General features: G+C 33.9%; 9 protein-coding genes. All 9 read right to left on the bottom strand.

Going from position 1 to position 13,257, the window contains the following annotated elements:
* Window positions 1-21 precede the first annotated feature (21 nt).
* Window positions 22-438, bottom strand: coding sequence for a type II secretion system protein (locus tag FYJ71_RS00755; RefSeq protein WP_154536945.1), 417 nt, complete (start codon window positions 436-438; stop codon window positions 22-24).
* A 19-nt stretch (window positions 439-457) separates the two neighbouring features.
* Complete coding sequence (locus FYJ71_RS00750) at window positions 458-1,510, bottom strand: type II secretion system F family protein (RefSeq protein WP_154536944.1); 1,053 nt, start codon at window positions 1,508-1,510, stop codon at window positions 458-460.
* Entirely contained in the window at window positions 1,479-2,717 is a 1,239-nt protein-coding gene (locus FYJ71_RS00745; RefSeq protein WP_328597730.1) for a GspE/PulE family protein, read from the bottom strand. Before FYJ71_RS00745 ends, FYJ71_RS00750 begins: the two co-directional genes overlap by 32 nt.
* A 303-nt stretch (window positions 2,718-3,020) precedes the next feature.
* Entirely contained in the window at window positions 3,021-3,635 is a 615-nt protein-coding gene (gene yihA, locus FYJ71_RS00740; protein WP_154537511.1) for a ribosome biogenesis GTP-binding protein YihA/YsxC, read from the bottom strand.
* Window positions 3,636-3,675: 40 nt separating this feature from the next.
* The gene (lon, locus tag FYJ71_RS00735; RefSeq protein ID WP_235899059.1) at window positions 3,676-6,117 is read right to left on the bottom strand and encodes an endopeptidase La; all 2,442 of its coding nucleotides are present in this window, start codon (window positions 6,115-6,117) and stop codon (window positions 3,676-3,678) included.
* A 392-nt stretch (window positions 6,118-6,509) separates the two neighbouring features.
* Window positions 6,510-7,964 carry a carbon starvation CstA family protein gene (locus tag FYJ71_RS00730; RefSeq protein WP_154536942.1) on the bottom strand — a complete coding sequence of 485 codons (1,455 nt, stop codon included), beginning with the start codon at window positions 7,962-7,964 and terminating at the stop codon, window positions 6,510-6,512.
* 270 nt (window positions 7,965-8,234) lie between these two features.
* Complete coding sequence (gene argS, locus FYJ71_RS00725; RefSeq protein WP_154536941.1) at window positions 8,235-9,935, bottom strand: arginine--tRNA ligase; 1,701 nt, start codon at window positions 9,933-9,935, stop codon at window positions 8,235-8,237.
* 164 nt (window positions 9,936-10,099) lie between these two features.
* Window positions 10,100-10,552 (bottom strand): DUF523 domain-containing protein, encoded by a 453-nt coding sequence (locus tag FYJ71_RS00720; protein ID WP_154536940.1) that lies wholly within the window; start codon window positions 10,550-10,552, stop codon window positions 10,100-10,102.
* Window positions 10,553-10,595: 43 nt separating this feature from the next.
* Window positions 10,596-13,019 carry an endonuclease MutS2 gene (locus tag FYJ71_RS00715; RefSeq protein WP_154536939.1) on the bottom strand — a complete coding sequence of 808 codons (2,424 nt, stop codon included), beginning with the start codon at window positions 13,017-13,019 and terminating at the stop codon, window positions 10,596-10,598.
* Window positions 13,020-13,257 lie beyond the last annotated feature (238 nt).

Genomic DNA, 13,257 nt, shown 5'->3' with positions numbered 1-13,257 from the left:
CGTATCATCTATCTCAACCAACTATTCCTTTGGATATAGCTTCTTTTCTCCAAGCTTGACCTCTACATTACCATTGCTTAGTGTAATCACAAATTGCCCCTCTGCACTCTGTGGTTTTGGCTCACTAGATAAATATTTTAAGTTTACTAATTCAGCAACTGTATCAAGTTCCTCATCTGTTTTACCATCACTCTGTCCCATATATATTGCAGTTGCAATACTCGATGCATTGGCATAATCTGCATTTTCCTTTGCCCTTTTTTGAACATCTCCGTATTTCAATGCAACTATACCAGCCAAAATACCAATTATCGCCACAACCAAAAGCATTTCTATCAATGTAAAGCCTTCTCTTTTCCTAAGTTTAGATAAGCTATTTACATCATTACTACATTGCTCTGTATTAACCAATTTTTCCATCAATAAATTATTTTCCATATCATTCTCCTCAATATACTTAACGAATAGTCGAAATTAGCTCGAACATAGGAGATAGTATCGCAATTACCATTATTCCAACTATAATCCCAACTATTACAATCATCAATGGTTCTATCATCTTCACATAATATTCCAACCTCAAATCAAGTTCATTTGAATAATATTCACTGACAAGTCTAAGACTCTCTTCGAAATTTCCAGACTCTTCTCCAGATAATATCATGGATATAAACATATCCGGAAACAACCCAGTAAACTTCAGAGATTCAGATATTCCATTTCCTTGCTCTATCCTTGTTTTTGCTGAAATCAACCTTTTCTCCACATATGAATCATTTAATATTTGAACTGCCAGCTCTAATGCTTCTCCTATATACACTCCACTCGACATCAGTATAAAAAGAACTCTACTGAATTTATCAGAAATAATTAGTCTGAACAGTTCTCCTATCTTGGGAATCTCAAATTTTTTTCTATCAAACACGACTTTAAAATAATCGCTGTCAGAAACAAGCCTGTAAAGTATGAAAACAGCAGCCATTGTTGATACAAATATAAACAGTAGATTTCCACGAAGAAATTTAGATAACCAAAAGATAAACCTCGTGACTATCGGTAAACTCATTCCATCAAAATCAAAAGCCATTTCAAAATTAGGTATTACAAACAACAACATAAATAGAAATGTAAAAAACATAACGATAAGCAATACTATTGGATATACCATCGCTCCCATTAGCTTTCTTTTTAGCTTGTTTTCCTTATCATAGTAATTGCTTAATTGCTCAAATACGTAATCAATTCTCCCGCTGACTTCTCCTGCATTTATCATATAGATAAAAAATTTATTAAAAGAATTTGAATACTTAAAGGAATCTGTAATGTTTTTTCCGCTTTCTATCCCTTTCTTTACCCTCATCAAAGCCTTACTCAAATTTTCAGAGGAAGAGTTTGCAATTACTTCGAGAATATTAATGATATCACACCCCGAGTTGTACATTATTTTCATCTGTCTACACAATACCGATAATTCTTTTTCAGAAATTTTTTTCGTTGATAGAATCTTCATATGTTATCATCCCGTTCTCTAATGCCAATTTCCTTATTTCATCATCATGTTTTCCATGCTTTATTGCATATTTTATCTTTTCATCTACCACCAAAACCTCATATAACAATGTTCTGTCTTCTCCATTATAGGCTTTGGATAAGAGTTTCTTCTTGACCAATTTTTGAGAGATGACTCCTGAAAGAGCAGCATTTATCATAAAGGTTTCGACTCCCATATCCTTTAACCTCGATATCGTCGATATCGCATCTCTCGTATGAAGTGTTGCAATCACAAAATGACCTGTCACAGCAGCTCTTATGGCTATCTGAGCAGATTCCAAGTCTCTTATTTCACCCAATACAATACAATCTGGATCCTGCCTTAAAATCGCCCTTAAACCATTTTCAAAGGTTATTCCTGCCTTTATATTCACTTGAATTTGATTAACTCCATCCAATCTATATTCAACTGGATCTTCAATGGTAGTAATATTAATATTTCTTTTGTTTAGCTCATTGAGTATGGAGTAGACCGTACTCGATTTTCCGCTTCCTGTATTCCCTGACACAATAAGCATACCACTTTCTTTTGATATAATTTGGTCTATTTTCTTGTTGGCATTATCAGAAAACCCCAAATCCTTTCTATTTCTGAGAAAATTTCTATGATCTAATAATCTCATCACAATCTTTTCTCCATAAACAGTCGGAATTGTACTAACTCGAATATCTATATCGTATTTTTTAGACGATATACTAAATCTTCCATCCTGAGGAATCCTCTTTTCGGTAATATCACACAAAGCCTTTAGTTTCACTATGGTAATCAATCCATAGTAGTCCTTGATAGAAATTCTATTTTCGAATAACAATTCTCCAAAAACTCTGAATCTTATTCTTACCTCAGACTCAAATGGCTCAATATGAATATCACTTGCCATTTTTTCACATGCCTTTTCAATTATTTCATTAAACAATTCTTCATAAGAACCACCATCTACAGCTCTCTGTGAACGATAATTTTCGTCTATTAGAAACATTATCTCATCTTCCTTTTTTTCGATGATGATTACATCTCTATTCGACATTAATCTCAGCTTGTTTACGATATTTATATCAAATTTTTTCATATACACAGTCATCTTTTTATCTGAAAGCTCAACTGGAAAAACAGTGTTTTTTCTCGCAAAATCTTCGGAAATAATCGACGTCAAAATTTTTTCCACAACATTCAACTCCTTACTCACAATATATTAGTCAGATTTAGTTGTTTTATAAACCGTTTTTGATAATATTTTTTGATATTTAATTGCTCAAATCTGAACATCAAAAATATTGGAAAGCTCACAAAATTATTTGGAATAAAAAAACCGTAGGCGAGTTTTTTCACCTACGGAATAAAGATCTTTTAATCAGATCAATAAATTTTTACTTCGTACCTACCCAACATAAAGTCGGCACAAAAAATGCTATTTATATCATACATCCCCAATACCAAGTCAGTACGAAAATTGTTATTTATTACAATGTTATTCGCCATACGTTATGGTATAGCCATGCTCCTCATATTGAGATACTATCTCATCCCATAATTCATCAATTCCAATTTTTTTTGATGAAGACGTCACAATCACCTTTTCCTCCTTTGGCATTTCCAGCTTCTTTCGAATGGCACTAATATGCTTTTGATACTGTCCTCTCGAAATCTTGTCCGCTTTCGTTGCGACAACCACACAGTTGTATCCAAAGTATTTGATCCAATCATACATCATTTTATCGTCGGCAGTCGGTTCGTGTCTTACATCAACCAACAATAATATGGCACATAATTCTTCTCTATCTTCTAGATACCTTTCCATAATACTGCCCCATTTTTCTTTTTCAGTTTTTGATACTCTTGCGTATCCGTAACCAGGCAAATCGACAAAATAAAATTCATTATTTATCAAATAAAAGTTAATTGTTCTAGTTTTTCCTGGAGTCGAAGAAGTCCTGGCAAAATTCTTTCTATTTAGTAATCCATTAATTACCGAAGATTTACCAACATTTGATCTTCCTGCCAATGCTATTTCTGGTACACCTTCACTTGGATATTGTTTTTTATTGACAGCACTCATTGTAATTTCTGAGCTTCTAATTTTCATCTTTGTTTCTGACATTTTCTCTCCTACTCAACTATTGCGCTTATTTATCATCATCCGATAAACTTTCTTTTTTGCCAGAAGTCTTTTTTGATGTAGACTTACCAGCCACGTTCTTTTTTGCTCCCTTTGCTGATTTTTTTGTAGCCTTACTTGGTTTATCGCCGCTTCCATCATCCTCCATCAACGCAACCTCAAGAACTTCATTCATATGCTCAACTAGCACAAACTCTATATCATCTTTAATATTTTCTGGAATTCTATCCAAATCAGACTTGCAATCTTTTGGCAAAATTATTTTTCTGATACCCATTCTATATGCCGCTAGAACTTTTTCTCTAACCCCCCCAACAGGTAATACTCTACCTCTTAAAGTTATTTCTCCTGTCATAGCAATATTACCTGGAACAGCTCTATCAGTCAACGCAGAAATCGTAGCCAATGTCATAGTGATACCTGCTGATGGACCGTCCTTAGGTGTTGCACCTTCAGGAATATGTATATGAATATCCTTATCCTTATAGAAATCTTGATCTATATCCAAAACATCGGCAACAGACCTAATATATGAAATTCCTGTTTTAGCTGACTCCTTCATGACATCGCCCATCATCCCTGTCAAAACAATATTCCCTCTTCCTGGAACTACGTTTACTTCAACCTCGAGAGTAACTCCACCGACAGCAGTCCAAGCCAGACCATTCACTACGCCAACCTGAGGCTTCAATGCAAGAGGTTCTTCTTTAAACTTCTCTGAACCCAAATACTTTACAGCCAATTCTTTTGTGATTTTTACAGGCTCTAGCTTCGGATTTTCTACCATCTCCTTAACAACCTTTCTGCAGATTTTGCCGATTGTTCTCTCAAGCTGTCTAACTCCTGATTCTCTAGTGTACCTGCTTATCACAAATTTTATCACATCATCATCCATTGTTACGAAGTTATTTGCTAGCCCATTTTCCTTTATCTGCTTTCTAAGTATATACCTCTTTACAATTTCAAGCTTTTCTTCTTCGATATACCCTTCGATTTCAATAACTTCCATTCTATCGTAAAGAGGTCTTGGAATTGATCTCAAATCGTTGGCAGTTGTCACAAACAATACCTTTGACAAATCAAATGGCAATTCCAAATAATGATCCACAAAGTACTTGTTCTGCTCTGGATCCAAAACCTCCAACATCGCAGAGGTCGGATCTCCCTTGAAGTCATTTGACATTTTGTCTATTTCATCCAAAAGAATAACCGGATTTCTCGCCTTTGCTTCTTTCATCGCATTTATTATTCTACCAGGAATTGCACCTATATAAGTTCTTCTGTGACCTCTTATTTCAGCCTCATCTCTAACACCACCCAAAGAAATTCTGATAAATGGTCTACCCAAAGATCTTGCTACGGATTTCGCGATTGAAGTCTTACCCACACCTGGAGGTCCTGCCAAACATATAATTGGCGCCTTTAGGTTTTTCGATTGTTTTCTGACTGCCAAGTACTCCAAAATTCTTTCCTTTACATCATCCAAGCCAAAATGGTCTTCATTTAGTATCTTTTCAGATTTTTTGATATCAAATCTATTTCTAGATTCATTATTCCATGGCAGTGAAAATATCACATCCAGATAATTTTTTGAAACATTATAGTCTGGTGAGCCTATTGGAGTCCTTTCAAATTTATCAATTTCCTTTTCTATCTTTTCATAGGTTTCCTTTGACACCTTTATTTCTTTTAACTTTTCACGATATTCCCCTGTTTCATCATCACCAGCAGATTCGCCCAATTCTTTTTGGATTGCCTTCATCTGTTCTCTTAAGTAGTAATCTTTTTGAATTTTGTTCATCTGTTTTCTTACATCTTGATTAATCTTCTTGTCGATTTTAATTACTTCAATTTCTTCAAGGAGATGTTCATACAGCATCTTCATTCTGTCTTCAATGTCAAGAGTGACCAACACCTTCTGTCTATCAGAAAATTTTAGAAATAGACTTGAAGATACAATATCTGCAAGCATCGAATAGCCCTCTGCATCATTTAACTCCATCGCAGCATCTGAAGGTATATCAACTGCCAGACTTACATACTCATCAAAACCTTTTATCAGCTTTCTGGAATATGCTTCGAGTGTAAATCTCTTATCGTCTGATAATTTTTCTTCATCAAATGATATTGGAAGTATTCTTCCTATCCAAGCATCATTTTCATCTATCCACATTTCATCCAGTTTCGCTCTGCTTACACCCTCAACTAAAACTCTTATTGATGTATCAGAGGTTCTGATAACTTGTTTTATATTACATACTGTACCAATTGTATAAAGATCTTCAATTGTAGGCTCCTCAACCGCAGAATCGAATTGACTCACCAAGAATATTTTTTCATCATTAATCATAGAAAGTTCAAAGCTCTCGATAGAATTTAATCTTCCTATATCAAACGACTGTAAAATGCTTGGAGATATAGAAATACCTCTCAACGGAATCATCGGCATTTCAACTGATTCACCATAAACTATTATATCCTCTATATTTTTTTCTAGATTATTATCATCCTTAATACCTGTCATTATAACACATCCTTTCTATGTACCATTAAATGGCAAAGTACAACTTTTCTCTATCAATTATATTAAATATAATCTTAATTACTAATTTGATAATTTGTTCTATTACAATATATACCAAATTTAATTATCATTATAACACAAAATAGAATTTAATTCATTTTTTTTGCAATTTTTTGTTTCTTAATAGGATTTAAATGCAAATTTTGACTTCTTATATGAAAATATTTGCCAAAAAACAAACGACGTTGGTCAATCAGATTACTAAATCCTCTCGACCAACGTCGTATCATAATATGTTAAATTAAACTATTCAAAATTTAAGCACTTAGCCTTTCAACATTTGAAAGTGCCTTTTTACCAGTGTTAATAACCAATCCAGCATAAACTAATGCAAGTACAACACCGATTATATTTGCTATATTCTGTGGTAAACCGAAACCAATCTTAGCACCCAATAAGTATGCAGATATTATAAACATATAGAACATACCTGGTAACAAGCTTATCAAGTAAGGCTTTTTAAGTTTGTACAAGTACAATGAAATCATTGCAAATGCAAATACTGCGATTGTCTGGTTTGCCCATGCGAAATACTGCCACAAGATATTGAAACCTTGTGCATTAACCTTTGCAAACACCAATATAGCTATAACAGGAATAAATATAGCTGTTGTAAGTATAACTCTATTTCTAGCAACAGATTGATCATATCCGATTGCATCGGCAATCATCAATCTAGCAGCACGTAGAGATGTATCCCCTGATGTAATAGGCAATACGATTACACCTAGAACAGCAATGAATCCACCAATTGTTCCAAGCATATCATTTGCAACCATACCGATAACAGCTGGCTTACCTATTAATTCTGCTGGAACTCCTTTATAGTAAATTCCCATAGCAGCAGCTGCCCAAATCATAGCAATGAATCCTTCTAATATCATCATATCGTAGAATGTATGTCTACCTTCTCTCTCATCACTTACAGATCTACCAATCAACGTAGCTTGAGTTGAATGGAATCCAGAAACGATACCACAAGCAACAGTTACAAAGAACACTGGAAGAAGCGGAGAACCTGCAGGATGAACACCAGCAAAATTAGCAGCAGTTAGGTTGTCTAACTTGTATCCCTTGATAAATAAACCGAAGAATATACCAACTGCAGAAAGTAGTAAGATAGCTCCGAATATTGGATAAACTCTACCAATTATCTTATCAATTGGGAATAATGTCGCAGCCAAATAGTAAACAAATATACATCCATAAACTATCCAAACAACTGGATTGTTGACAACAGACTGTTGTTTTAAAATGTTTACAACAATCAAGTCTCCAGGTGTGTAAATAAATACTGCACCAACCAATATCATTAGGAAAATTACAAAAATATTATATACCTTGTAAACCTTTCCACCTAGATGATCTTTTATCAAAGCAGGCATCTGCTTTCCATTACTTCTAATAGAAATCATACCACTTAGATAGTCATGCATTGCTCCACCCAATACACATCCTATAGGAATAAGGATAAAAGCAATAGGTCCAAATAAAATACCCTGTATAGGTCCAAGAATTGGTCCAGTACCAGCGATATTTAATAACTCGATAAGTGCATTCTTACCTTTTTTCATAGGTACATAGTCTACACCATCATTAATACTTACAGCTGGTGTTGGTCTGTCGTCTGGTCCGAAAACTTTTTCCACAAATTTACCATACAACAATCCGCCACCAAAAAGGATAACTAACCCTATTAAGAAAGTTGCCATAATAATACCTCCAAAAAAATTATTTATTTTTATAAAAATATAAGTAGGATATCAACGTCGATCCTCCACGCATTCCATCCTACTTTAAGTATACTATATATTGTTAAATAATAATTGACTTTAATGTGAATTTTTTATGAACAAACTTAATTTCATCATCAAATCACCCTTATTCACTAACTATTTATTTTATTTTACTAATTATTTATTAGATTTTACCAATAATTTATTTCTTATATCAAGTTCTGAAATAATATATATTTGTTAAATTTACATCTTTTCAGGTGCATTTATTCCAAGTATAGCCAATGCATTCTCTAGAGATTGTCTAGTTGCTTCAACCAATGCTAATCTAGCGTTTCTAACACCATCATCTTCAACAACTATTGGATTATTGTGATAGAATTTGTTAAAAGCCTGAGCTAAATCTAGAGCGAATCTTGTTACAATATGAGGCTCATTTTTGCTCATTGCAAGAAGTATTGATTTATTGAAAGTTTCAATAACTTTTAAAACCTCTGAAGAATCTTCATCAGAAATCAAGTCGAAATTAACCTCAGGAGTTACTACTTGATTTGCCTTTCTAAGAACTGCACAACATCTTGCATGAGTATACTGAACATATGGACCAGTTTCACCTTCAAAACTCAAAGTTCTCTCCCATGAAAAAGTATAATCCTTTATTCTACTATTTGAAAGCTCTTGGAATACTACTGCTCCAACACCAACCTCTCTGGCAATCTTATCAATATCCCCTGCTTCTGGATTTTTTTCAATAATGATTTCTCTAGTCTTTTCTATCGCCTGGTTTAAGACATCTTCTAGGAATACAACTCTTCCTTTTCTAGTAGACATTGTTCCCTCTTCAAGAGCAACCATACCAAATGGAACGTGTACCATATCTTTGTACCAATCGTACCCCATTTTCTTAATTACAGCAAAATACTGTCTAAAATGAAGTTCTTGCTGTGAACCTACTACATACAAACATTTTTCGAAATCGTAAGTTTTCTTTCTGTAAAATCCTGCTGCCAAATCTCTCGTTAAATAAAGAGTAGATCCATCAGTCTTTTGAATCAGAGCAGGTGGTAAATTTTCATCAGATAAATCAACTATCATCGTACCTTCTGACTCTACAAGAAGATTCTTTTCTTTTAATTCATCAATTACAGACTGCATCTTATCTGAATAAAAGCTTTCACCAGCGTAAGAATCAAACTGTATATCTAGCAAATCGTAAACTCTTTGGAATTCCTTCAAGCTTTCTTCTCTGAACCAGCTCCATAACTCAGTGGCTTCTTCATCACCATTTTCAAGCTTTGTAAACCACGCTCTCGCTTCATCTTCCATTTCAGGCTTTTTCTCAGCCTCATCATGGAATTTTACGTAAAGTTTTAATAATTCTTTTATAGGACTAGATTCTACTACTTCCTTATTTCCCCATAGCTTGTAGGCTACAATCAGCTTTCCAAATTGAGTCCCATAGTCACCAAGGTGATTGATTCTAACTGTATTATATCCCTGTGAGGCATAAATCTTGTGCAATGCGTTTCCAATTACAGTCGTTCTAATATGTCCAATATGGAATGGTTTTGCAATATTAGGAGATGAAAAATCAATTAAAACATTCTTACCTTCACCGATATTACTCTTTCCATAATCCTTTTTTTCGCTCAAAACCTGTGTAATAACCTTTTTTGCCAAGGCTTCTTTATTCACAAAAAAATTAACATATCCACCAACATTTATTACTTTTGAAATTACTTCTCCAGTTGGAATCGACTTTGAAATTTCCTCTGCAATTGCCATTGGAGATTTTCTATATTCCTTTGCCAGCTTGAAACATGGAAATGCATAGTCTCCCATTTCTTTATTTGGTGGTACCTCTATTAGTGCCTTTATTTCATCACTTTTTAAAACATCTATGTTATTTCCCAATTTCTCGGATATCACTTCTTTAAAATCTATCATTTTTTCCTCCTACTATTTCACTCAAAATATTACAAAATACCAAACTAATACTATCATATTTGAATATGCTTTGTCAAAGTTGAAATATCAATATTTTATAAAAATTATCGTTCACTCAAGCTACAGCGACAACATATGGTCAAATGGTGTTTTTTTATCGTCGTCTAAAGCACATCATACTCACTTATTACTTCGATACCATTTTTTTCAAGCAAATGCGCACAAACGCCCTTGCCAATTATTTTTTTCCCCTCAAAATTTCCGTTATATACGTAATTTGAGCCACATGAGGGACTTCCATCCTTCAGTATTGCCAGCTTACAATTGTTTTTCTTTGCGATTTCCAAAGCCATATTCGCTCCATCAACAAAATATTTTGTAACGTCAATACCCTCTATATTCAGCACCTTCGCTTCGTACCTAAGTACTTCATCAGCAGTCTTTGAAAATTGTATCTCTGATGGCAATCTAGGCGTATTCATTTTACCCATCTCTTCGGGACAAATGACAATATAATCCTTATTTTCCAGAAATTTAACTACATTTTCATTATAATTATTACCACCGTTATATTTACAATTATTTCCTAGCAAGCATCCCGAAACTATTACTTTCATTCTTATTCTCCAATAACCATCTAATTGTAATTACTATGCAAATCTATTTAATTGTAACTATTGTCACACCCATTCCGCCTTCTCCATATTCGCCTTTTCTCATGGATTTAACGTGAGGATTTTTCTTTAATAGCTCAGTAATACCCTTTTTCAAAACACCTGTCCCAACACCATGAATTATTGTCACTTCATCATGACCAGCCATCGTCGCATCATCTAAGTATTTTTCCACTTCATAAATTGCCTCTTCAAGATTCATTCCTCTTAAATCCACTTCTCTTTTAATATTCCCAGATTTGGATTTAATTACTTTTCTTGTGGCTTTGGTCACAGTGCTTTTTTCCTTTTTTGAAATCTTTTTAAGAGATTTATATGGTAATGTCATTTTCATTACTCCGACCTGAACAACAGCTTCTTTCTTTTTATCATCAGAAGAAATAACAGTACCCTCTTGTCTAAGAGTTATGATATTTACATCCTCACCAGGCTTCAAATTTTTGATTTCACTTGATGAAAATTTCGGAACAACCATGCTTTCAACACTCGGTTGTAAGCTTCCCATAGATTGAGAAATTTCTTTTTTAATTTCATCAATTCTCCTATCCTTTTCCTTTGAGGCTCTTTCATGTTCAATTTTTCTCAATTCTTTAATCAGATTATCAGTCGTTTCCTTTGCCTGCCTGATTATTGAAAACGCCTCACTTCGAGCATTTTCCATAGCCTTAGCTTTGGATTTCTCAAACTTCTCCAACTTTCCAAAAAGCTCACTTTTCAATCTTTCGGCTTCTTCTCTACTTTGTTCGGCAATCTTGAGTTCTTCTTCAATTTTCAACCTATTTTTCTCCACACCTTGTAGAACTTCTTCCAGTTCAATATCTTCAGATGTTAGATATTTTTTTGCCTCTTCAATCGTAAATTCACTCAGACCCAATTTTTTTGAAATTTCAAATGCATTTGATTTACCTGGAACTCCGATCAATAATCTATATGTAGGCGAAAGTGATTCCATATCAAATTCAACAGCTGCATTTTCAACATCCTTTTTTGCAAGAGCATATTTCTTCAGCTCACTGTAGTGTGTGGTTGCAATACAAGAAGCTCCAACACTCCTGATTTGCTCCAAAATTGCAATAGCCAACGCAGCACCTTCCTCTGGGTCAGTACCCGCTCCCAACTCATCAAAAATAACCAAGGAATCCTCAGTTGTATTTTCCAATATATTTACGATTCTAGTCATATGTGATGAAAATGTAGAAAGATTTTGCTCGATGCTCTGGTCATCTCCAATATCTGCAAAAATATTGTCGTAAACACACATACTACTTCCATAATCAGCAGGAATATGAAGACCACATTGAGTCATCAATGCAAAGAGTCCTATCATTTTAATAGTGACTGTTTTACCACCTGTATTAGGTCCTGTTATCAGCAGAGTAGAATAATCATATCCCAATTCAACTGTATTCGCAACAACGGATTTCTTGTCTAATAGAGGATGTCTTCCCTTTACGATTTTGAATTTCTTCTCTTCATTAAGTTTCGGTTCAATACCCTTCATAGCAATAGACAGCTTACCCTTTGCAAATATAAAGTCTATTTTGGCAAGTATTTCTTGGTTACTTATCAATTCCCTGCTTACTTCGCCGACCATCGACGACAGCTCAGAAAGAATTCTCTCTATTTCCTCATTCTCAGAAAGTTTTAGTTGCCTTAGGTCATTATTCATTTCTACAATCGACATCGGCTCAATAAAAAGTGTTGCCCCAGATGATGATTGGTCATGAATGATGCCAGATACCATAGACCTATATTCAGCCTTTACCGGAACAACAAATCTATCTCCTCTCACAGAAATAATAGCATCCTGCAAGTACTTTTGATACGTTGCAGAGGAAATTATACCGTTTAATTTAGACCTTATCGATTGATTCTTCTGAACAATCCTCCTTCTGATACTCCTAAGCTCACTAGAAGCATTATCCGATATTTCAATTTCACTAACCACTGCATTTAAAATTGCATCCTCAATATCTCTATGAATATATAGAGAATTTGCCAAAGAATTCACTATTGGATATTTGTTGTCATAAGAACCCTCATCATTTGAATTTGCACCATTACCAAAATTATCTACCTTGATATCTCCACTCAATATATTTGATAGGATTCTAGTAGTCCTCATCGTATCAGCTATCATAATCAGACTCTTAGGATCTAATGTGGCACCTATCTCCGCCCTTTTTGCTTGATTGATTATATCATGAATACCTTGAATAGGTACGTGTCCTCTTTTTATCAATATGGATTGAGCCTCAGTTGTTTCCTGAAGAGCATGTTTCACATCATTGTAATCAGAAAATGGATTTAGATTTTCAATTATATTCACTCCCAAAGACGAGGATGCCTTGTCTTTAAGCATACCTAGTATTTTGTCAATTTCTAAAACTCTATAGTACTTTTTGTCCATATTCACCATCCATTCTTTTATTTGTCAATCTACATTATAACATATTTATTTTTCTTGAAATATAAGTTTTTCCAAAATTTCTATGAATATTGCAGTATTACAATCTATAAAAACAGATTCAATGTTATTTTATATAGTATAGACATAAACAATAATTACAATATAATAAATAGATTTTTACTATTGATAAAAACATAAGAATTTTTTATTATTCTTTTATTTTTAGTTGTTACTTCAT

This window comes from Peptostreptococcus porci (assembly GCF_009695815.1).
GTDB classification, from domain to species: Bacteria; Bacillota; Clostridia; order Peptostreptococcales; family Peptostreptococcaceae; genus Peptostreptococcus; species Peptostreptococcus porci.
The sequence above is the reverse complement of the archived record's forward strand: the minus strand, read 5'-3'. Positions and strand labels throughout refer to the sequence as shown.

Coding starts and splice junctions, on each gene's coding strand:
- FYJ71_RS00755 (WP_154536945.1), bottom strand. CDS start 438: ATGGAAAATAATTTATTGATGGAAAAATTGGTTAATACAGAGCAATGT.
- FYJ71_RS00750 (WP_154536944.1), bottom strand. CDS start 1,510: ATGAAGATTCTATCAACGAAAAAAATTTCTGAAAAAGAATTATCGGTA.
- yihA (WP_154537511.1), bottom strand. CDS start 3,635: ATGAAAATTAGAAGCTCAGAAATTACAATGAGTGCTGTCAATAAAAAA.
- lon (WP_235899059.1), bottom strand. CDS start 6,117: ATGCCGATGATTCCGTTGAGAGGTATTTCTATATCTCCAAGCATTTTA.
- FYJ71_RS00730 (WP_154536942.1), bottom strand. CDS start 7,964: ATGGCAACTTTCTTAATAGGGTTAGTTATCCTTTTTGGTGGCGGATTG.
- argS (WP_154536941.1), bottom strand. CDS start 9,935: ATGATAGATTTTAAAGAAGTGATATCCGAGAAATTGGGAAATAACATA.
- FYJ71_RS00720 (WP_154536940.1), bottom strand. CDS start 10,552: ATGAAAGTAATAGTTTCGGGATGCTTGCTAGGAAATAATTGTAAATAT.
- FYJ71_RS00715 (WP_154536939.1), bottom strand. CDS start 13,019: ATGGACAAAAAGTACTATAGAGTTTTAGAAATTGACAAAATACTAGGT.